22 protein-coding genes and 1 tRNA gene are annotated in these 21931 nt (G+C 43.0%); 10 read left to right on the forward strand and 13 right to left on the reverse strand.

Annotation, left to right across the window (positions count from 1 at the left end; all coding sequences use genetic code 11):
- Positions 1–689, reverse strand: a 689-nt coding sequence (locus BUB08_RS06070) for a glycerol-3-phosphate dehydrogenase/oxidase (protein WP_139249629.1), incomplete at its 3' end; no start/stop codon positions are given.
- A gap of 396 nt (positions 690–1085) precedes the next feature.
- On the opposite strand from BUB08_RS06070, the gene BUB08_RS06075 reads away from it, so the two are divergent.
- The 3 genes from BUB08_RS06075 to BUB08_RS20335 all read left to right on the forward strand — a co-directional run bounded on the left by BUB08_RS06075 (position 1086) and on the right by BUB08_RS20335 (position 4003).
- Positions 1086–1919 (forward strand): sugar phosphate isomerase/epimerase family protein, encoded by an 834-nt coding sequence (locus BUB08_RS06075; RefSeq protein WP_073000810.1) that lies wholly within the window; start codon positions 1086–1088, stop codon positions 1917–1919.
- A gap of 249 nt (positions 1920–2168) precedes the next feature.
- A complete protein-coding gene (locus BUB08_RS06080; protein ID WP_072999936.1) occupies positions 2169–3629 on the forward strand; it encodes a sulfatase family protein in 1461 nt (486 codons plus the stop codon).
- A 215-nt stretch (positions 3630–3844) separates the two neighbouring features.
- Complete coding sequence (locus BUB08_RS20335; RefSeq protein ID WP_175549960.1) at positions 3845–4003, forward strand: hypothetical protein; 159 nt, start codon at positions 3845–3847, stop codon at positions 4001–4003.
- Between the two features lie 319 nt (positions 4004–4322).
- Here BUB08_RS20335 and BUB08_RS06085 read toward each other — a convergent pair whose 3' ends face one another.
- The 4 genes from BUB08_RS06085 to BUB08_RS06100 all read right to left on the reverse strand — a co-directional run bounded on the left by BUB08_RS06085 (position 4323) and on the right by BUB08_RS06100 (position 7115).
- Positions 4323–4691 (reverse strand): YccF domain-containing protein, encoded by a 369-nt coding sequence (locus BUB08_RS06085; protein ID WP_072999938.1) that lies wholly within the window; start codon positions 4689–4691, stop codon positions 4323–4325.
- 151 nt (positions 4692–4842) lie between these two features.
- On the reverse strand, positions 4843–6405 hold the full coding sequence (gene rny, locus BUB08_RS06090) for a ribonuclease Y (RefSeq protein WP_072999940.1): 1563 nt from the start codon (positions 6403–6405) through the stop codon (positions 4843–4845).
- 107 nt (positions 6406–6512) lie between these two features.
- Positions 6513–6815 (reverse strand): cell division protein ZapA, encoded by a 303-nt coding sequence (locus BUB08_RS06095; protein WP_072999941.1) that lies wholly within the window; start codon positions 6813–6815, stop codon positions 6513–6515.
- Positions 6816–6821: 6 nt separating this feature from the next.
- On the reverse strand, positions 6822–7115 hold the full coding sequence (locus tag BUB08_RS06100; RefSeq protein ID WP_072999943.1) for a hypothetical protein: 294 nt from the start codon (positions 7113–7115) through the stop codon (positions 6822–6824).
- 141 nt (positions 7116–7256) lie between these two features.
- Here BUB08_RS06100 and BUB08_RS06105 point away from each other — a divergent pair, with 141 nt between their 5' ends.
- The 5 genes from BUB08_RS06105 to rplS all read left to right on the forward strand — a co-directional run bounded on the left by BUB08_RS06105 (position 7257) and on the right by rplS (position 13591).
- Positions 7257–8960 carry a M23 family metallopeptidase gene (locus BUB08_RS06105; protein ID WP_175549961.1) on the forward strand — a complete coding sequence of 568 codons (1704 nt, stop codon included), beginning with the start codon at positions 7257–7259 and terminating at the stop codon, positions 8958–8960.
- Positions 8938–10005: an anhydro-N-acetylmuramic acid kinase gene (locus BUB08_RS06110; protein WP_072999945.1), complete on the forward strand. Its 1068-nt coding sequence runs from the start codon at positions 8938–8940 to the stop codon at positions 10003–10005. Before BUB08_RS06105 ends, BUB08_RS06110 begins: the two co-directional genes overlap by 23 nt.
- A 90-nt stretch (positions 10006–10095) precedes the next feature.
- Entirely contained in the window at positions 10096–11277 is a 1182-nt protein-coding gene (locus BUB08_RS06115) for an aminotransferase class V-fold PLP-dependent enzyme (RefSeq protein ID WP_072999947.1), read from the forward strand.
- Between the two features lie 142 nt (positions 11278–11419).
- The gene (locus BUB08_RS06120) at positions 11420–13102 is read left to right on the forward strand and encodes a dipeptidase (RefSeq protein ID WP_072999949.1); all 1683 of its coding nucleotides are present in this window, start codon (positions 11420–11422) and stop codon (positions 13100–13102) included.
- Positions 13103–13243: 141 nt separating this feature from the next.
- The gene (gene rplS / locus BUB08_RS06125) at positions 13244–13591 is read left to right on the forward strand and encodes a 50S ribosomal protein L19 (RefSeq protein ID WP_072999951.1); all 348 of its coding nucleotides are present in this window, start codon (positions 13244–13246) and stop codon (positions 13589–13591) included.
- Positions 13592–13639: 48 nt separating this feature from the next.
- On the opposite strand, the gene recN is transcribed toward rplS, so the two are convergent.
- From recN to BUB08_RS06150, 6 genes are read right to left on the reverse strand one after another with little or no spacing between them, the layout of a single operon-like run.
- Entirely contained in the window at positions 13640–15295 is a 1656-nt protein-coding gene (gene recN, locus BUB08_RS06130; protein ID WP_072999953.1) for a DNA repair protein RecN, read from the reverse strand.
- Between the two features lie 7 nt (positions 15296–15302).
- Positions 15303–16208, reverse strand: a complete 906-nt coding sequence (porD, locus tag BUB08_RS06135; RefSeq protein ID WP_072999955.1) for a type IX secretion system protein PorD — start codon at positions 16206–16208, stop codon at positions 15303–15305.
- A 57-nt stretch (positions 16209–16265) separates the two neighbouring features.
- On the reverse strand, positions 16266–16913 hold the full coding sequence (locus BUB08_RS20595) for a phosphopantothenoylcysteine decarboxylase (protein ID WP_317041212.1): 648 nt from the start codon (positions 16911–16913) through the stop codon (positions 16266–16268).
- Positions 16907–17467, reverse strand: a complete 561-nt coding sequence (locus tag BUB08_RS20600; protein WP_245820176.1) for a flavoprotein — start codon at positions 17465–17467, stop codon at positions 16907–16909. The genes BUB08_RS20595 and BUB08_RS20600 overlap by 7 nt, the downstream gene beginning before the upstream one ends.
- Positions 17468–17482: 15 nt before the next feature.
- On the reverse strand, positions 17483–17815 hold the full coding sequence (locus BUB08_RS06145; RefSeq protein ID WP_072999957.1) for a DNA-directed RNA polymerase subunit omega: 333 nt from the start codon (positions 17813–17815) through the stop codon (positions 17483–17485).
- A gap of 3 nt (positions 17816–17818) precedes the next feature.
- Positions 17819–18637 (reverse strand): outer membrane protein assembly factor BamD, encoded by an 819-nt coding sequence (locus BUB08_RS06150; RefSeq protein ID WP_073000814.1) that lies wholly within the window; start codon positions 18635–18637, stop codon positions 17819–17821.
- Positions 18638–18760: 123 nt separating this feature from the next.
- Here BUB08_RS06150 and BUB08_RS06155 point away from each other — a divergent pair, with 123 nt between their 5' ends.
- Complete coding sequence (locus tag BUB08_RS06155; RefSeq protein WP_072999958.1) at positions 18761–20014, forward strand: aminotransferase class I/II-fold pyridoxal phosphate-dependent enzyme; 1254 nt, start codon at positions 18761–18763, stop codon at positions 20012–20014.
- Between the two features lie 73 nt (positions 20015–20087).
- Here BUB08_RS06155 and trxB read toward each other — a convergent pair whose 3' ends face one another.
- Positions 20088–21089: a thioredoxin-disulfide reductase gene (gene trxB / locus BUB08_RS06160; protein ID WP_083570617.1), complete on the reverse strand. Its 1002-nt coding sequence runs from the start codon at positions 21087–21089 to the stop codon at positions 20088–20090.
- A gap of 183 nt (positions 21090–21272) precedes the next feature.
- On the opposite strand from trxB, the gene BUB08_RS06165 reads away from it, so the two are divergent.
- Positions 21273–21346 (forward strand) — tRNA-Pro (locus BUB08_RS06165).
- A 60-nt stretch (positions 21347–21406) separates the two neighbouring features.
- On the opposite strand, the gene BUB08_RS06170 is transcribed toward BUB08_RS06165, so the two are convergent.
- Positions 21407–21682, reverse strand: coding sequence for a transposase (locus BUB08_RS06170; RefSeq protein ID WP_072999960.1), 276 nt, complete (start codon positions 21680–21682; stop codon positions 21407–21409).
- Positions 21683–21931 lie beyond the last annotated feature (249 nt).

Here is a 21931-nt window from a genome sequence, read left to right on the forward strand (position 1 = left end):
TCGATAAATACGCCGGTGGCATTGACCACCACCCGGCTATGCACCGTAAATTTCTCGCCACTCAGTTTATCCACTGCATGCACGCCACAAATACGTCCACCTTTGTCTTTTTCCAGCCCTTCTACCCGAACATAGTTCATGCAAATGCCTCCGTAATCAAAAGCGGTCTGTGCCAGGGTTATCGCCATCCGGGAATCATCAAACTGCCCGTCGTGGTATACTACTCCTCCCATCAAACCATCTTGTTTCAACCCGGGGATTTCACTTCTCACCCGTTTGCCGGAGAGTGGCAATGAGCGGCCCAGCCCAAGTTTGCCGGCCAGCAAATCGTAGCACGTCAGCCCAATGGTGTAAAACGGGCGTTCCCACCATTTGTAGTTCCCGATGATAAAACGCATATCGCGAACCAAATGCGGAGCATTGCGGCGCATACGCCCACGTTCGCGCAGTGCTTCTACCACTAAACGAACATCGCCCTGCGCCAGGTAACGAACTCCGCCGTGAACCAACTTGGTACTCCGACTGGATGTCCCTTTTGCAAAATCGTCCTGCTCTAGCAACACCACCCGGTACCCCCGAGAGGCAGCATCTACTGCCACTCCCAGGCCGGTGGCGCCGCCCCCGATTACCAATATATCACTCGCGTAGTTGCCCGAACCTATCTCACCCGAAAGACCTTCTCTTTTCATAAATCCCTATTCCCTTAAATTATCTTTAAAACGAAAGAAATATCTTACTAACATTTCTTTTTCTTTCTTTTTATCTTCTTAAAACACAACAAACATATATAAAAAGAAATAAATAATAATAAAAAATTAGCAAAAAATTAAGAAACAGACATCAACTAAAACTTTATCCCGAAACACTACTTCTATTACTTACTTTAACAGAAACACAACAAAAAAAGGCAAACTGGGCCATGCGGCCTTTACTGTTGTGAGCAAAAAAATGCTTCTGACAAAACTTTTACACGCCACGCAAGACAGGGAATTCATTAAGATTTTCAAATAGTTTATGTTGATTTTTCTGCTATTTAGAATATCTTGCACATTCAAATTTTTAAATCGATTTTCAAAATAAAAAACATGAAAAACCTATCCATTATTATCTCTGCGCTCCTGCTGTTATTTTCGGCAACAGTGCAGAGCCAGGAACGTCCGGGAGAACAACTGCCTCCTGAGACAAACGAATTGTTTAAACTTGGTGTTGCAGGGTATACCTTTGTGAAATTTGACTTGGACAAAACACTTGAAACACTCCAAAAGGCTGATGTGCATTACCTGTGCATAAAGGATTTTCACCTTCCATTCACCAGCACCGACAAAGAGATTGCTGATTTTCATGCAAAACTAAAAGCTAAAAACATTAAAGGTTACGCTGTTGGTCCAATTTACATGAAAACAGAGGAAGAAATTGACCGCGCATTTGACTATGCAAAAAGGGTTGGCGTAAAACTTATTGTTGGAGTCCCGACCTATGAACTTCTACCCTATGTCGACAAAAAAGTTAAAGAGTACGATTTCAATTATGCAATTCATCTTCACGGCCCCGACATCGAACTTTTTCCCGATGCAGAAAATGTATGGAAAAGCGTAAAAGACCTTGACCCGCGTATTGGCATGTGTCTTGACATTGGCCACGATACCCGCAACGGGAAAGACCCGGTTGCTGACCTGAAGAAGTACCACACCCGGGTTTTCGACATTCATATTAAAGATGTAACAGGAGATACAAAGTTGGGATACTCGGTTGAAATAGGCCGGGGAATTATTGACATTCCTGCATTTGTAAAAATGCTACGCAAAGTAAAATACACTGGCGTTTGCAGTCTCGAACACGAAAAAAATATGGACAACCCGTTTATGGGAATTGCCGAATCAATTGGTTATTTCAGGGGAGTTATTGCTGCCACTAAATAACAAACACATCCAACAAAAAACGAGTGGCTGATATCAAGTGCATGAAAACATGATATCAGCCATTTTTTTCTCTACAAAAAACCAAGAATCCAACTCGCCATCTTCCCAAAACTACCGAAACAAAATTTATCAGAAAAAGTAAGTTGCTTTTTGTTTGATTCATACAGATTTGTTCATAGTTTTATACGAAATTATTTTCTAAGCTGTATTTAAATCAACTGACGTTTCATATCGAATAATACTATTACTATGAGCAATCTTTCCTGTATCCAATTCAAATCTGCCGGATTTGGGTTATTCATTTCTCTGTTAATTCTCGCCACATCATGCTCCAACAAATCGTCGGAGAGCCAGTCAAAGCCGACAAACTTTGTGGTTATTTACATCGACGACATGGGATACGGAGATTTAACCCAGACAGGAGCCATCGGTTATCAGACTCCAAACCTGGATCAAATGGCAGCACAAGGCATATTTTTCTCACATTACTATGCACCACAAGCGGTGTGTAGTGCCTCACGCGCCGGTCTTTTAACAGGATGTTATCCCAACCGGATTGGATTTGCCGGAGCACTCAGTCATGCTTCTAAAACAGGAATCTCAGAAAAAGAAGAAACACTTGCCGAGGTATTGAAAGCAAAAGGATACAAAACAGCAATTTTTGGCAAATGGCACCTGGGCGTGCAGGAACAATTTTTGCCTACGCGTCATGGGTTTGATGAATTTTACGGGATTCCGTATTCCAACGACATGTGGCCTTTTCATCCGCTAGGACCGGGCGCATTTCCAGACCTTCCGTTGTTCGAAAACGAAACCATTGTTAATCCGGCAGTAACTCCGGACGACCAAAAAAAATTCACAACTGAATTTACCGAGCGCACGGTTTCTTTCATTAAAAACAACACGCAAAATCCTTTTTTCATTTACCTCGCACACCCCATGCCACATGTTCCGCTATTTGTTTCAGATAAATTCGAAGGAAAATCGGAACAGGGCCTTTACGGCGATGTAATGATGGAAATCGACTGGAGCGTAGGGCAAGTTATTCAAACTTTAAAAGAAACCGGGCTGGAAGAAAATACACTGGTCATTTTCACGTCTGACAACGGACCGTGGATAAACTATGGCAACCACGCAGGGAGCACCGGCGGACTCAGGGAAGGCAAAGGTACTTCTTTTGAAGGAGGACAACGCGTACCGTGCCTGATGTACTGGAAAGAGACAATTGCGCCGGGCACCGTTAACAACAACCTGGTTTCCGGAATTGATATTCTTCCTACCGTTGCAGAAATTGCGGCTGCTCCCCTGCCAAAGAAAAAAATTGACGGCGTGAGCATACTTTCGTTAATCAAAGGCGAAACGAATGAGCCGCCACGCAAAAACTTCTGGTATTATTACCGTAGAAATAGTCTGGAAGCTGTTCAGGACGGTCAATGGAAACTGGTTTTCCCTCATCCGGGAAGAACATACCTGGAATACACTCCGGGAGCAGACGGGCAGCCTGGGAAAGTCAACGAAAACTTTCCCCACGAAGCAGGCCTGTACGATCTCAGACGGGATCCGGGAGAAAGGTACAACCTGATTGAAGAGCATCCGGAAATTGTAGAAAAGCTGGAAAAAATAGCTCAAGAAGCCAGGAATGACCTGGGCGACGACATTACCGGATTTGCAGGGAAAAACCGTCGAGACCCCGGACGTGTAAAAGAATAACGCAGACCAAACAGGCAACTGTTCAATATTAAATAGCCCCTGATTCCGGAAGTATTCACTCCGGTAATTCCTCTTTTTCAAATATTTAATGTATATTTGTGGAACCAGGGATTATTTACCCCCTCAATCTGACAACAAATCTATCTCTTAATAAACAATAAACGGCATTGAAACCAATGCCTGTAATTTTTTAATATTAAATGAAAGGATGAGACATGTTTGAAAAGAAGCACAGCAGTTTTAAATCTCCGGATCTGAAAGCCATGCAGGAAATAGTAATCAACTCCAGAACACGTATCTATGTGGAAGCAGGAGAAGATCCTGAAGAGGCCAAAGAACGCTATTTATCAAGGCTGGAAAACAAAAAACCTTAACACCAAATCATTTATAATATACAAAAGGTGCACTGGTTTATACGCTGCCATAATAAAAGCAGCAGAAGTGCAAAGTTGATTGAAAGAATGATATTATTTCGTAAAACACGAAAGAGAACAAAAAGATAACAGGCTATGCAAAAAGCACCCTGTAATCAACAGGTTATAGAATTAAAGAGGGCTGTTCCATGTCGAGCAGCCCTCTTTTTTTTCTTCATTTGCTTCAAAATTCCAGAGGTGCCTTGTTTTAGAATGAACCAAAACATAAAACTCTGTCGTTGCAAATATCCCGGACTTCGCGCAACGGACCAAATGCAGCTCAAACTATTCTTCTGCCAAACGGGGTAAATGCCAGCGAAACCATCTTAAAATGCTGTTTTCCCCACGGAATTCCGATGATTGTAATAAAAAGCAACACCCCAAAAAACAGGTGAGTCAGTGCAATCCATATTCCCCCGATAATCAGCCATAAAATATTCATGACGGTTGACAAACACCCCGGGGCATAATCCATGTACTCAATCTTCTTTCCGAATGGCCACAGTGCCAATATACCCAGTTTTATTGATTGAATGCCGAAAGGAATGCCGACGATAGTAATACAAAGCGCCAGCCCTGCGAGGACGTACTCCAGAAAAATGGCAAAGCCTCCAAAAATCAGCCAGATAATGTTCCCAAGTAGTTTCATCTTTTTTTTTATTATTCAGGTAAAAGTAATTCTAATTTCTGAAAGCTTACAATATTTCTTTTCCAACTAAAAATACAGGTGACGGATTATCTCCAACAAAAAAGCCTTCCGTTTCCGGAAGGCTTAATATCTTTTCTAAATATTCAGTTTTTTACTTAGCGTAGCTCACCACACGGGTTTCGCGGATAACCGTAATTTTTATCTGCCCAGGGTAAGTCATTTCGTCCTGAATTCGTTTTGAAATGTCGTAAGAAAGTTGTTCTGCTTCCTGATCGCTCATTTTATCAGAACCAACAATTACACGAAGCTCACGTCCTGCCTGAATAGCGTAAGTTTTTGTAACTCCGGGATACGACAGAGCCAAATCTTCCAGGTCTTTCAACCTTTTGATATACGATTCAACCACTTCGCGACGGGCACCCGGACGGGCACCGGAAATAGCATCACAAACCTGAACAATAGGTGCGAGCAATGTTTCCATCTCTACTTCATCGTGGTGAGCGCCAATTGCATTGCAAATATCCGGCTTTTCCTTGTACTTTTCTGCCAGTTTCATCCCGTAAACGGCGTGCGGCAATTCCGGCTCATCGTCGGGCACTTTACCAATATCATGCAACAACCCGGCACGTTTTGCCCGTTTTGGGTTCAGCCCCAGTTCCGATGCCATAATAGCAGAAAGATTGGCTACTTCCCTTGAGTGCTGCAACAAATTCTGTCCGTAGGACGAGCGGTACTTCATTTTACCAATCAACCGAATTAGCTCCGGATGCAGGCCATGAATTCCCAAATCAATAGCAGTACGTTTCCCTGTTTCTATCACCTCTTCTTCTACCTGCTTTTTAACTTTTCCGACCACTTCTTCGATACGGGCAGGGTGAATACGTCCGTCGGTTACCAACTGGTGCAATGCCAAGCGTGCAATTTCCCTGCGTACCGGGTCAAATGCCGAAAGCACAATGGCTTCGGGAGTATCGTCCACTACAATTTCCACACCGGTTGCAGCTTCCAAAGCACGAATATTTCGTCCTTCACGACCGATAATCCGTCCTTTAATTTCGTCGCTCTCAATATGGAAAATGGTAACTGCGTTTTCAACAGCCGTTTCGGTAGCCACGCGCTGAATAGATTTCACCACAATCTTCTTGGCCTCTTTATTGGCCGTCTGACGGGCTTCTTCCATAATTTCGTTAACGTAAGCGACAGCCTCAGATTTAGCTTCGTCTTTTAACGATTCGACCAACTGTGCTTTAGCTTCTTCTGCTGACAAACCGGAAAGTTGCTCCAGTTTTTCAAGGTTCTGACGATGCAGTTTGTCCAGTTCTTCACTTTTATGTTCCACACGCTGCAACTGCATATTCAGGTTTTCGCGGATGGCTTCTGTCTCTTTTTTTGTGGCCTCAAATTCGCGAACATTTTTCTGAAGTTCGTCGCGTCTCTGATTAATACTGGATTCACGCTGATTCAGCTTGTTTTCCAGTTGGTTGATTTTGTTGTTCTTTTCCTGGATAAATTTTTCATGTTCGCCTTTTAGCTGCAAAAACTTTTCTTTTGCCTGAAGAATTTTATCCTTTTTAATTACTTCGCCTTCACTTTTGGCTTCACTAACAATTTTCCGGCTCTTTTTCTTTAAAGCCTTGTCCCAGATATAATATGCCACGGTTCCGCCTCCTAAAAATCCGGCAGCGAACCCTATCAGTATTTGTATCCAATCCATTACATTTATTTTAATTATTGACTATAAAAAACCCGTATAAAACCACTTTGTTTAACCAAAGCAATTCAATACGGGTTTCTTGATAAATATATAACTCTCTAATTCCTTTATTTCCCAATACTTTCTTTCAGAAAATCTGAAATATCGTCGTTCAAATCCTTCAATCCGTCCATAAAAAGAGACTTATTTTCACGCTGCATCAGCTCTGTATGGTTTAGCGCTATTTCAAAAGCGGCCATTGCCAATATATCCTGCGCATCTTTATCGCGAAAAAACTCACGGTATTTTTTTACCGTATCGTTCACCTTCTTTGCAGCTATCCGGTGCCTCTCCTCATCACTTCTTTTAATAGTCAGCGGGTAAGCCCGTCCTTCTATTCGGATATTTATTTTTAATTGTTCTTTATTCACCGTTCATTACTTATTGAGTAATGCGATACATTTATCAATTTCCCGTATTAATGTATTTATTCTCTTTTTTGCTTCTCCGCCCTCATCGTTTCCGGCAAGAATGCGGTTGGCAATTTTCATCTTATCAATTTCCCGTTTCAAATCTGCTCTGTCTTGCTCAAGCCGGGCAATCTCCTGTGTTAAAACAGAATTATTCCCCTGTAGCATTTCGTTTTCAGTTTTCAGTTTTTCATATTCCTGAAACAGCCGTTGCACATTGGCTCTCAACTCATTCAAAAGCAAACGATCTTCTTGGGTCATTTTTGCTGCAATTCACGGACAAAGTTAATATTTTTAACCTTTTGGGAAAGCGTTTGTAAAATTATGCGAAAAATAATGCACAGGCCTTATTTGAAGGATGGTTCGGAATTTCTTAATTTTGCCTGCTTTAGAAAGATTCACATGAAGCAAATAACAATATTTTTTCTTTTGTTTTTATCATTATCAGCCCTGGGACAAACGCATGAATACGCAAATCCCGTAAAAATTCCGATGTTTTTAAGCGGAAGTTTTGCAGAGTTACGCAGCAATCATTTTCATTCGGGAATCGACATAAAAACCCAGGGCGTAACAGGAATACCGATTTACGCTGTTGACGCCGGATATATTGCCCGAATTGCAGTGTCGCCAAGCGGTTTCGGGCATGCGTTATACATCAGACACGCAAACGGAACCACATCGGTTTACGGGCATTTAAAAAGTTTTCGGGATGACATTGCCAATTACGTAAAAAACAGTCAGTACGACCGAGAATCTTTTAGGGTTGATTTGCAAATTCCGAAAGATATGTTCAGCGTAAAAAAGGGGGAAATGATTGCGCTCAGCGGAAACACCGGCAGTTCCGGTGGCCCCCACCTTCATTTTGAAATCAGGGATTCCGAAACAGAAGAGCCGATGAATCCGCTGCATTATCCTTTCCCGATAAAAGACAGCACTCCGCCGCGTATATACGCTCTGATGATTGAACCTCTGAACGAATACGGGCATGTGGATTACCGGGAGCAAAAGAAAACGTTTCCTGTGGTTTTTGTCGATGGGAAATACCAGATACAAAACAATCCGGTAATTCCGGTTTACGGACTAATTGGATTTGGCATTCAGTCCAACGACTTTTTCGACGGTTCCAACAACCGCTGCGGCGTGTATTCCATCCGCATGTTTTGGGACGGAGAATTGTATTACTCATACAAAATGGATCGTTTCTCCTTTTCGGAGAGCCGGTACATTAACAGCCACATTGATTACGAAGAGTATATTACTTCGAAACGACGCTTTCAGAAAACATGGATTGACCCCGGCAACCAACTTCGCATTTACGATTATGTCCGCAACAACGGACAATTAAGGGTTACTGACGGGAATATCCACCAGGTGCGGCTTGAGCTGAAAGATTTGCAAGGAAATACATCGATCCTTGATTTTAAAGCAGAAAGCAAATGGCAGCAGCCCTCCCTTGCAGAAACTCCTTTTGACCAACTTCTAAAATACAACGAGTCAAACCGGTTTCGGACAGAAGGTATTCGCATTGATTTCCCGGAAAATTCTTTTTATACCGATGTGAAGTTTAGCTGGAACAAAAAGCCGGCGCAACAGGGATTGTTATCGGCAATACACGTGGTTCACCAAAATACCACTCCGCTGCACAGCAGTGCAACACTTTCAATAGAAACAGGAAAGCTGGAGAAGAAATACTCGGATAAAGCGTTACTTGTTAGAGTGGATACAATTTCAGGCAAAATTTCGGCTGCCGGCGGAAACTACGACGATGGCTGGGTTTCAGGAGACATACGTTCGTTCGGTAATTATGCAGTGGCATTGGACACGGTTCCCCCCCGAATTGTTCCGCTCAGCATAAAAAACAACGCGGCAATCACGGAAAGTTCGCGCATCCGGTTTCGCATTTCCGACGATTTATCGGGGATAAACAAAATTGAAGGAACACTTGACGGAAAATGGGCACTGTTTGAATACGATGCCAAAACCAGTTTAATTACGCACTACTTTGACGCCGAACGCTTTGAACTAGAAAAACGACACCAATTTAAATTAAAAGTAACCGACTACAAAGGAAATAAAAGCACGTATGAAGCCTCATTCTGGAAATAAATGGCTGGTAATCGGCACCATGTCGGGCACCTCGCTCGACGGACTGGATTTGGCTGCGATTGAATTTCGTCGCACCGAAAACTGCTGGAAATTCAATGTTGTAGCAGCAGAAACCGTTAATTACTCCGAAGAATGGGAGGAAAAATTGCGAACAGCTCCTGTGTTCTCCGGAGAAAAACTGATCGAATTGCATAATTTATACGGCCAGTTCACGGGAAGACAGATCAACCGTTTCGTAAGAAAGCACCAACTTTCGCCGGATTTGATTGCCTCGCACGGGCACACCATTTTTCATCAACCGGAAAAAGGGTTCACTTTTCAGGCAGGAAATGGGGCAAACATTGCTGTGGAGACCGGAATTACCACAGCGGCAGATTTCCGCACCGGCGATGTGGCACTGGGCGGGCAGGGCGCTCCGCTTGTCCCCGTTGGCGACCGGCTACTCTTCGCCGAATACGAATCGTGCCTGAATCTTGGCGGTTTTGCCAACATCTCTTTTGAACAGAACAGAAAAAGAATTGCATTCGACATTTGCCCGGTAAATTTTATTCTGAATGATTTGGCTCAGAAACTGGGAAAGCCTTTCGATAAAAATGGTGATCTGGCTCGAACAGGAACAGTCAACGACCAATTACTTGAAAAGTTGAATGGATTGAATTTCTATCGACAATCGCCACCAAAATCACTTGGACGAGAATGGACGGATGAATATTTCATGCCCATAGTAAGCAGTTGCGATTTATCTGTTCACGATAAACTAGCTACGGTATGTGAACACATTGCTGTACAAATTGCCCGGGCAATGCCGACAAAAGGGAAAACGCTAATTACCGGCGGTGGCGCTTTCAATACATTTTTAATCGAAAAGTTCCGAAAACATCTGAAATCAGAAATTGTAATTCCAACCGCAGAAATTATCAATTACAAAGAGGCGCTGGTTTTTGCTTTTCTGGGTTTGCTTCGCTTTCGAAACGAAATTAATTGTTACGCTTCGGTAACCGGTGCAAAACGAGACAGCAGTTCCGGAGTGATTTTCCCGGCATGAAAAAAAATCTCCTTCCGGTAAACCCCAATTAATATCATATTTCATTTTGCCAAATACGTTTATTTTCACTCCAAACTAAAACGAAAGAAAATGAACTTCAATCCGGCAACAAAAATTTTCGAGCTAAAACAATTTGGTGAATTCGGCGGTGTAAACCCATCTGTAACCGACTCTTCCACGTTCACATTTCTTAAGGGAGAAACCATGGAAGACACATTTCTGGGGCAAGCCGAAGGATGCTTTTTGTACTCGCGCCACTGGAATCCCAGCAACAAGTACCTGGCCGACGCACTGGCTGCTCTGGAAAACACAGAATCGGCGTGGGTAACTGCATCGGGAATGGCGGCAATTACCTGCGCTCTGTTGCAGTTGTGCAGTTCGGGCGACCACATTGTAACCAGCGTAACCACTTACGGCGGAACATTTGCCTTCTTAAAAAACTGGTTGCCGCGGTACAACATTGAAGTTACATTTGTTGACATTACCAACCCCGAACAGGTGGAAAAAGCCATGCGCCCAAACACCAAAGTAATTTATACAGAAAGCGTAACCAATCCGTTATTGCAGGTTTCAGACATTCCGGAACTGGCAAACATTGCCCACAAACACGGTGCAAAACTGATGGTGGACAATACGTTTACCCCCATGATAATGACTCCCGCACGAAACGGAGCCGACATTGTTGTGTACAGCATGACTAAATTTATAAACGGAAAAAACGACTGCGTGGCCGGAGCAATCTGTGCTTCCAATGAATTCGTCAACCAACTGTCGAATGTAAACGACGGAACGGCCATGTTACTGGGGCCAGTACTCGACTCGATGCGGTCGTCTAGTATTCTGAAGAATCTGCACACATTGCATTTGCGCATGAAACAGCACAGTTACAACGCCCTTTTTCTTGCTGAAAAACTAAATAATTCAGGACTAAAACTGATTTATCCGGGATTAAAAACACACCCGCAACACGAGCTGCACAAAAAGCTAATGAATAAAGAATTCGGGTTTGGCGGCTTACTTGCCATCGATTTAAAAACGCATAAAAAAGCCAACGCTTTTATGAGAAAAATGCAGGATGCCGGAGTGGGCTACCTGGCGGTAAGTCTGGGCTATTTCAAAACGCTGTTCAGTTGTTCGGGGCACAGTACTTCTTCCGAAGTTCCACAGGAAGTCCAAAAACAGATGGGACTCTCAGACGGACTGGTGAGATTCTCCGTTGGTTTGGACAACAACATAGAAGAGATTCTGAAAAAAATAGAGAACTGCTTATAGAAAAATAATGGTGCCTTTTCTTATGCGCGAAACGGATTGAAACAACAGACTGTTTCAACTGGCAACACCAAAAGGGAACAAAAATCAGCATCTGATATTTTGAAATAATTATATTTGCCTTTTCGATAAAAAAGTGCAAAAAATGAAAAAAATACCTTTCGTTTCAGGGATACTAATTCTGGTATTCCTTTTAACAAATTACCGGGTTTCAAACGGATGTACCAACTTTTTGGTTACCCGGGGCGCGTCGGTTGACGGCTCTACAATGATCACTTATGCTGCCGACTCTCACAGCTTGTACGGCGAACTCTATTACCAGCCGGCGCAGGATCACCCCGAAGGTGCCATGCGCGACATTTACGAGTGGGACACAGGAAAATACCTCGGCAAAATACCTCAGCCAAAACACACATACAGCGTAATTGGCAACATGAACGAATTTCAGCTGGCTATTGGCGAAACCACATACGGCGGCAGAAAGGAACTCGGAAGTCAGGACGGCGCCATAATGGATTACGGCAGCCTGATTTACGTAACGCTGCAACGCGCAAAAACAGCCCGCCAAGCCATTCAAATAATGGCAGACCTGGTTGAAAAATACGGATATTACAGTTCAGGCGAATCGTTCTCCATTGCCGATCCCAACGAAGTTTGGGTTATGGAACTGATTGGAAAAGGAGAAGGAGAAAAGGGCGCAGTGTGGGTTGCTATGAGAATTCCCGACGGTTACATCAGCGGGCATGCCAACCAGGCGCGCATTACTACTTTCCCAAAAAACGATTCTGAAAACTGCATGTATTCACTCGATGTAATTTCTTTTGCCCGCGAAAAAGGCTGGTACGAAGGTACCGATGCCGAATTCAGTTTTTCAGATGTGTACGCCCCGGTTGATTTTGGCGGCGCCCGCTTTTGCGAAGCCCGTGTTTGGGCCGGCTTCAACAAAGTAGCCAGTGGGATGGACAAATATGCAGATTATGCCAAAGGATTTATTAAACACGACAAATCTACCAACTACGCCACGAATAGAATGCCTTTGTGGGTAAAACCAGACCAAAAATTAAGTTTGCGCGATGTGCAAAACATGATGCGCGACCATTACGAAGGAACCGACCTGGACATGACAGAAGATGTGGGTGCCGGTCCGTTTGCAATGCCCTACCGGTTTGGAAAACTTACCTGGCAGGTAGATTCAGTGGAGTATTGCAACGAAAGGCCCATTTCTACGCGTCAAACCGGATTTTCATTTGTAAGCCAAAGCCGCAACTGGCTGCCCAATTCAGTTGGAGGAATTCTGTGGTTTGGCGTTGACGACACCTACGCCACCTGCTATGTACCCATGTACTGCGGCATTAACGAAATTCCGGAGTGTTTTGCAGAAGGAAACGGCGACATGCTTACTTACAGCGCAACTTCCGCATTCTGGACATTCAACAAGGTATCGAATTTTGCATACTTGCGTTACAGCGACATGATTAAAGATGTGCAAAAAGTTCAAAAAAATCTGGAAGATAATTTTGAAATACTTGTTCCGCTAATTGACAAAGCGGCAGAAGGTCTTTACAAATCAGAAGGAGAAGAAAAAACACGAAATTTCTTAACCCGGTTCTCGGTAAATGAAGCCACCAATGTTACTGCCAGTTGGGAAAATTTATGGCAATACCTGTTAATTAAGTATCTGGACGGAAACATAAAAAAGGAAAAAGACGGAAAGTTCGAGCGCACGGAAACAGGAATGCCTCCCTACCCTATCTTCCCGGAATATCCGGAGTGGTGGTACAAAGTAATTGTTGAACAAACCGGCGATCATTTTAAAGTAATTGAGTAATTTTTTGATTATTTGGCTATAAATGAAGTGCCTTTCATTTGCCTTGTGAAAAAAAGTGTTATTTTTGCGCCGATTTTTATGCAATCTCTTTTTCGCGAACGAGCGAAATACATTGCCAACTTTAATTAAATAATTTCAGAAATGGATTTAATAAAATTAGTAGAAAACGAATTTAAGGTAGAAAAAGAACATCCAGATTTCTCTGCCGGCGATACCATTACCGTAAGCTACATGATTCGGGAAGGTAACAAGGAACGTATCCAGAACTTTCGCGGTGTTGTACTTCAGATTAACGGGAAAGGAAATACTAAAACATTTACAGTTCGCAAAATGTCGGGTAATATTGGTGTGGAAAGAATTTTCCCGATGTTTTCACCTTTTATCGAAGGTATTGAAGTAAACAAAAGAGGTAAGGTTCGCCGCAAAAGGCTGTTTTACCTGCGTAGCCGTACCGGGAAAAAAGCCCGTATCAAGGAAAAAAGATTTTAAAAAACAGACAATTGCATACAATGGGCCTTCTTTTCGAAGGCCTTTTTTTTATCCTTTCAGCAGCTCCTGCGCAGCTTTCAGTGTAACATCTGTCAGCTTTTCCCCGCCAACCATTTTTGCCAGTTCCTCAATTCTTTCGCTGTCGCTAAGCCGTTTAATCGAAGTAAATGTTTTCCCTTCGTTCTCGTACTTATAAACCATAAAATGCGCATCTCCTTTGGCAGCAATTTGTGGCAGGTGCGTAATATTTATAATCTGGGTTGATGTAGAAAACTGCTTCAAAATGTTTCCCATTTTAACGGCAGTTTCACCGGAAATACCAGTATCTATTTCGTCGAAAACCACTGTTGGCAGTGCCTTTGAAGTACGCAAAACATTTTTGATAGCGAGCATCAATCGCGACATTTCGCCTCCCGACGCAACTTTCGAAATTTCAGATGGCGGTGTATCCACATTGGCACTAAACAAAAACGAAACGCCATCTTTACCGCCCGGCGTAAATTCGGGCAAAGTTTCGTGTTCAACTTCCAGCCGTGATTTGGGCATTCCCAATTGATGCAAGTCTTTGAGCACTGCTTTTTCAATTTGAGGAAACGCTTTTTTACGCTGTGCAGACAATTCTTTCGCTTTGCTTTTCAGCTCAACCAGCTGCTTTTCCAGTTCTTTTTTCAGGCGAACTATTTCGTCGTCGTATCCGGTCACCTCACCAATTTTGCGATCGAAAGAATCTTTCAGCTCAATCAGTTCTTCAACCGAAGCAACGTGGTGTTTTTGCTGAAGACTAAAAATCAGGTTCAGGCGGTCGTTAACAATTTCAATCCGGGCCGGATCGTGTTCTGTATTTTCAGACAACTGTTCGGTCTCATCCAAAATATCCTTCAGTTCGAGCAAGCAACTCTCCAGCCGCTGAGCCAAAGCAGGAACTTCAGAAATATAATTTTGAATGCTTTCGAGCCTTTTATGCCCGCTTTTCAGATTGTTTATCACCGAAAGCTGTTCGTCGTCGAGCAATTGCTGCACCTCCGAAAAAACACTTTTTATCTCTTCTGCATGGTTCAACTGCTCCAGTTCAGTTTCCAGCTCTTGCTGCTCTCCTTTTTGCAACGCAGCTTCATCCAGTTGATTAAACTGAAATTGCCAGTAATCCAAATCTGCCCGTTCTTTTTCACTTTTCTCTTCGAGCTCTGTCAATTTCTTTTGTTGGGAAATATACATCCGGTAGACTTCTTGGTATTCAGCCAGAACTTTTTCTGAACCGGCCACGGTATCTACCAAATTAAGCTGAAACTGACGGTTGCCCAGTTCCAGGTTTTGATGCTGCGAATGGATATCGATGAGCTGAAGCCCCAGGCTGCGAAGAGTTTTTAGATTTACCGGGGTGTCATTAATAAATGCCCGCGACTTTCCTGCAGGAGTAATCTCGCGGCGGAGAATTGTCTGCTTGTCGTAGTCGAGATCATTTTCTTCGAAAAAAGGTTTCAACGGGTAATTTTTCACATCAAAAACCCCTTCGACAATGCATTTTTCATCCTGTTTTTTAAGTACCGACAAATCGGCACGGTTCCCGAGAATTAGTCCGAGTGCACCCAAAATAATGGATTTCCCGGCTCCGGTTTCACCGGTAACCGAATTTAAACCGGAATGAAATTCCACCTCCAGATTGCTAATCAGCGCATAATTGGAAACAGCCAGTTTGGTCAGCATAACTCAGTTATAAATCTTCGCTTTCTGTAATTTTTTTGTATTTGCTCCCGTTCGACGGGTCAACCTCATTCAGAATGGCCACTACACGATTTCGTTCATCGGGAAACGACTTGGAAAAGATGTTTACAATCTCGTCAGACTTGGCATCGAAAAACATTTGAAGAATGTACAGCGAAGGGCGGCGACGAAAAACCGACTGAATATCGCGAAGCGAAGTAGCAATGGTTGAACGGCCTTCTTCGGGTTTCTGTGCCATTACATCGAGCCCCTGCCGGTGGTAGGAATACATACATTTTCTGAAATCAGAATAGGATTTATTCAGCACATTTTCAATCAGCCAGTAGCGGTTACGCTCGCTTTCAAAAGCCTTCCATCCTTTTTCACTTGCATTCTGAGAATTATTCACAATCGACTGTGCTTTTTCAAAGAAAGGAGTTCCGCCTTCCGGCGAGAAAGTGTCGTAATCAAAACCTAAAACAATGTAGGCGTAAAATGCGAGAATATTGGTAAGGTTGTCCCGGTTTGAGGTTTCGTTAAATTCCAGTGGCTGGAACTCAACGTACTTGCAGCGAAAATCGTTGTCTTTAATATTGAGCACCGTTGTTTCGTAACTCGAGCCAAATACCGGCCGTGTTAACTGCACCTGGATAGATCCCCGAAACTCGTCGGACGAAATCTGCTCATCGAGACGAATAAGAATATTGCACCTGATTTTTTCGTCGTAGGTATAAACATGCTCCGTCCATTTGCGGTTGTTCATAAACTCGTAAATATCGGCCTGCATGGTTCGGAACATCTGCCGGTTGGCTCCCTGAATTTTCTGGTGAGAAACCGTTACGTTGCAGCGAAATTCCTGTGCAAACGCGGCAACCCCTGACAACAATGCTATTATTAATACAAATACTTTCTTCATAAAAACCCCTCCACTGAAAAGGTAAAAGTAATAAATTTAGCGGGAATGGCTGGCATGCTATCCGGGAATTGAACCCATCATTTTTACAATGTCGGCAGCCACTTCCTTCTTAGATTTTAACTCAAAAGGGACTGTTTTATTGCCCTTGCTAATGATGGTAATCTTGTTGGTGTCTACCCCAAAACCGGCCCCGGCGTCATTCAGCGAGTTCAGCACAATAAAATCAAGGTTTTTCTTTTCGAGCTTGCTTTGGGCGTTGGCTTTTTCGTTTGTGGTTTCCAGGGCAAAACCCACCAAAATCTGGTTGCCCTTTTTCATTTGCCCCAGTGCTGCGGCAATATCCATGGTAGGTGTCAACTCAATCTTCCAGTTCTCTTTCCCCCTTTTTGTTTTCTGCACCTCTGGTTTTGCCGGGGTAAAATCGGCAACTGCTGCCGACATTACGGCTCCGTCGCATGTAGGGAAATTAGCCACGCACACATCGTACATCTCTTTTGCAGACTCCACCGGAATTACTTTTATGCCGCTTTTCTGCGTAGAAACCGTAACCGGCCCCGACACAAGAATTACCTCTGCTCCATGGTCAGCCAGCTCTTCGGCAATGGCATAGCCCATTTTACCGGAAGAGTAATTTCCGATAAACCGAACGGGATCGATCTTCTCGAATGTTGGCCCCGCTGTTACAAGGTATTTCTTATTTAGCAGTTTTTTTTTTGGCTGAAGAACTCAACCAACGTATTTAAAATATGTTCAGGCTCCTGCATTCGCCCTTTTCCTTCCAGCCCGCTGGCCAGTTCGCCAACGGCAGGTTCAATAATCCGGTTCCCGTACTCTTTTAAAATGGAAATGTTTCGCTGGGTAGAAGGATGCAGAAACATATCCAGATCCATTGCAGGGGCAACAAAAACCGGGCACTTGGCCGAAAGGTAAGTTGTTACCAGCATGTTATCTGCAATGCCATTTGCCATTTTCCCCAGAGTTGCTGCAGTAGCGGGGGCAACAAGCATGGCGTCGGCCCAAAGGCCTAAATCCACATGACTGTGCCATGTGCCGTCGTTGGCGCCAAAAAACTCGCTTATTACCGGTTTTCCCGACAAAGCCGAAAGCGTTACCGGTGTAATAAATTCTTTGCCGGCAGGAGTAATTACTACCTGCACTTCTGCACCTTCTTTCACCAGTAACCTTAAAAGAAAAGCTGCCTTGTAGGCAGCAATGCTTCCGGTAATTCCCAGTATTATTTTTTTACCCTGAAGTTTCATGGGTGTATTTTACTGCTAGTTTTGTTTGCTTTCGCGCGCCGGATTTCTGTGGTAAATCTGTCCTTCTTCCAACTCTTCAAAAGCAATCAGAGTAGGTTTTGGGAGACGTTCGTAAAACTTGGAAATTTCAATCTGTTCCCTGTTTTCAAAAATTTCTTCCAGGTTATCAGTGTATGATGCAAATTCCTGCAGCTTCTGGTTCAACTCCTCTTTCAGTTCAGAAGAAATCTGATTGGCTCTTTTTGCCAAAATCATCACTGTTTCGTAAATATTTCCGGTCTCATTCGACAAAACGTCAAGGTTACGAGGTATTGTCGACTGGGCTGCTTTTGTCTTTTTATAATCCATTTTCTAATTGATATTTGTTTCTTGTTGTTCGTCGTAATTCAATAAATCGGCCACTGTGCCGTAAAATTTGTCCACTTCCCTTTTGTATTTACTTTCGGGATACTCGTCCACAAAAGAAAAATATTCATCGAGAGCGCTCGAAAGCCTTTCCTGCTTTTTATCTTCCACACTATTTATAGCGAGCAGGTATTTTGATTTCAGCAACATGTACATCAGTTCTTCACGATACTGGCTGTCGGGATATTCTTTCAAGCTGTTATTTAGCGCAACAACAGCGGCTTTGTAATTTTCAAAATCGAAATACAACCTGGCATTCAAATAAGATTTGTAAACCAGCTTGTCCGTCAATTCGTCAATCAGCCTGTTGGCTTCATCAACCCTGTCGCTATACGGATAAAGGTTTATATATAACTGAAGAGATTCAATAGCCTCCCTGGTAACCGTTTGGTCGAGACGCGGCTTGGGCGACAGCAGGTAACTGCAATAGCCAACCATAAACTGCGCTTCTTCGGAATACTGGCTTCCGGGAAACTCTTTCAACAAAGATTTAAAGTAGTGGGTTGCCATTAAATAATCACGCTGCCCCATCATACTCTTAGCATAATAGTAATATATCTGGTCGGCACGGCTGGTTCCGCGGTAGATATTTACCAGCTCCTGAAAAAGACTCCCTGCCCTAACGAATTCGCCTTCTTCGTAGTACTCAACTGCTTTTTTCAATTTGAATTCGTAGTCGGTGCTTTTCAGAATTTTATTGTAATCACCACAAGCCGAAACGATCAGCGTGACAATTAATCCTATAACAAAAAATCTCTTTTTCATAAACATGGCGCAAAAATAACCTTTTTTTAAATACACATGTAGTCAATTAGATGAATTTAACACATTTGCCAAAGTTTTAAAAAAGTTTACATTTGCAATCTTAAATCTTTAAACTTTCGAGACGTGGATATATTTCAAAAATTCAGAGCTAACCAGGGAGACATTGGTCAGCATATGAGTAAAATACACGGCTATTTTGCTTTCCCGAAACTGGAAGGTGAGATAAGTGCGCACATGAAGTTCAGAGGCAAGGAAGTACTTACCTGGAGTTTAAACAATTACCTGGGGCTGGCAAACCACCCGGAGGTTAGAAAAGCAGACGCTGAGGCTGCTGCCCAGTATGGGATGGCTTACCCGATGGGGGCTCGGATGATGTCGGGACAGACATCGAAACACGAGCAGCTGGAACGGGAACTGGCGGCTTTTGTTGGAAAGCCGGACGCGTTTCTGCTTAACTATGGTTACCAGGGAATGGTTTCTATTATTGATGCCATTTGCGGCCGAAACGATGTAATTGTTTATGACTCGGAAGCACACGCCTGCATTCTTGACGGTGTTCGTCTGCACATGGGGAAACGTTTTGTTTACCCTCACAACAACATGGAAAATCTTCGTAAACAGCTCGAAAGGGCAACCAGATTGGCGGAAAAACAAAAAGGCGGCATTCTGGTAATTACCGAAGGTGTTTTCGGAATGGCCGGAGACCTTGGCAAGTTGGACGAAATTGTGAAGCTGAAAGACGAATTCGAATTCAGACTACTGGTTGACGATGCTCACGGTTTCGGAACCATGGGAAAAACAGGAGCCGGAACTCCCGAACATTTTGGGGTTGAAGATAAAGTAGATCTTCATTTCGGAACCTTTGCAAAATCAATGGCAGGAATCGGTGGCTTTGTTGCATGCGAAACCGACATTTGTTTTTACCTGAGGTACAATATGCGTTCGCAGACCTTTGCCAAATCATTGCCAATGCCAATGGTTTTAGGTGCGCTGAAACGCCTGGACATGCTGCGCTCCATGCCGGAACTGAGAGAAAAATTATGGACTGTGGTTGATGCATTGCAATCCGGATTAAAAGCAGAAGGATTTGACCTCGGAAAAACCACTTCTCCGGTAACACCTGTTTACATGAAAGGAGGCCCGGCAGAAGCAACAAACCTGGTTTACGACCTACGCGAAAATTACAGCGTATTTTGTTCCATTGTTGTTTACCCGGTAATTCCGAAAGGCGAGCTTATTTTGCGACTCATTCCAACAGCCGTACACACACTGGAAGACGTAAAAGTTACTTTGCATGCTTTTAACGAAGTACGCAAAAAACTGGAATCAGGAAAATACTCGAAAACCGAATTTGCAAAAGTAGAAGTTGACATGTAGTCAATTCTATTTTTCAAAAAGCATAAAAAAAGAGGCCTCAAAAAGCCTCTTTTTTATTTGCGTCAATATTTTGTTATGAATTCTTTTCAGAAAGATAACGTTCTGTATCGATAGCCGCCATGCACCCCGATCCAGCAGCAGTAACAGCCTGCCGGTAAATTGAATCCTGCACATCGCCACAGGCAAAAACGCCCGGAATGTTTGTTTTCGACGTTCCCGGAATCGTTTTGATGTAACCCACGCTGTCAGTATCAAGATAATCTTTGAAAATGTCGGAATTGGGTTTGTGCCCAATAGCCAGGAAAAAGCCATCAATTTTAATTTTCACTTCTTCTTCGCCTTCTTCCCCTTTATTTTTAGTCAACACAGCTCCTTCAACAACACCATTCTCACCCACAAGTCCTTTGGTCTGATGTTTCCACAGCACTTCAATATTTGGTGTTTTGGCTACTCGTTCTGCCATCACTTTGGAAGCACGAAGCTCATCGCGCCGCACAATCATGTAAACTTTATTACACAAACCGGCAAGATAAATGGCCTCTTCGGCAGCGGTGTCTCCACCTCCAACAACTGCAACATCTTTTCCGCGATAGAAGAAACCGTCGCATGTAGCACATGCTGAAACGCCACCTCCGGCATATTTCGTTTCGTCTTCCAGTCCCAGATATTTTGCAGTAGCCCCGGTTGCAATAATCACTGATTCTGCTTCAATCAGTTTTTTGTCGTCAACCCATACTTTGTGAACATCGCCTGAGAAATCAACTTTGGTTGCCAGTCCCCAACGGATATCAGTACCAAACCGTTCGGCTTGCTTTTTCAAATCTTCCATCATCACCGGCCCGGTAATTCCTTCGGGATAGCCCGGGAAGTTTTCTACCTCAGTAGTAGTGGTTAGCTGTCCTCCGGGCTGAAGGCCTTCGTACATTACGGGGCTGAGATTTGCCCGGGCTGCATAAATTGCAGCAGTGTATCCGGCAGGTCCTGACCCTATTATCAAACATTTTACGCGCTCAACATCAACGGGATTTGTTGAGTTGCTTTCATTTTTTTCGTTAATATCAAGTGGTTTAAACATATCAGTGTATTTTTTTGATGTGCAAAAGTATAAAACATCCGGATTGATACACAACAAAATCAATCAATAAAAATGAAGCATGGATAGAACAAAACTATAATAGGTTAATAACTTTATTCTTTAATTTCATCAAAAAAGTTTTGCAGAACAGATTTCAACTATTACTTTTGCAGTCGATTTTTTCGGGGTGTGGCGCAGTTGGCTAGCGCACTTGCATGGGGTGCAAGGGGTCGGAAGTTCGAGTCTTCTCACCCCGACAATAAAAAAAGAGGCCGTCTCAAAAGAGACAGTCTCTTTTTTTGTGAGCTCGGAACCAGCTATTTCCCCAATACTTTTTTTAAGAAATCATTCTCTATTTGAGGCTGACCAACTTTTTTAAAAAGGGCATCTTTTTCTTTTTCATCATCGCCTTTGGTAACGCCTTTTTCAAAAACGCTATTGGCATTAGCTAAAAATTGACTTTTCCTTGTCGAAATCTGATTCGGGTGAAGCTCATACTTTTTCCCGATTTCTTGAATCGTCTCTCGTTCTTGTAAGGCTTCAAGAACTACTTTCGTTTTAAATCCTGAGGTGTAAGTTTTTCTTCTTTTCATAACAACAAGTTTATTAATTTTCTAATTATGCTTGTTGTCTAATTTTTGGGGATAATTATACAATGTGCCATCAGGAAACACTGGCACAAATCAAATCGATTTTTTTACCTTAGACCTACGTAGTAGGATAGATACATTTTAAAAGCAAAAACAGTCCAAATTAATACATAAGACTTATTATAGACCTCGAGATTTGTTTTATTATAACAAAAGCCCACTATGTCAGGAGAAATACCATCCATAAGTGAG

Source organism: Mariniphaga anaerophila (assembly GCF_900129025.1).
GTDB lineage: Bacteria > Bacteroidota > Bacteroidia > Bacteroidales > Prolixibacteraceae > Mariniphaga > Mariniphaga anaerophila.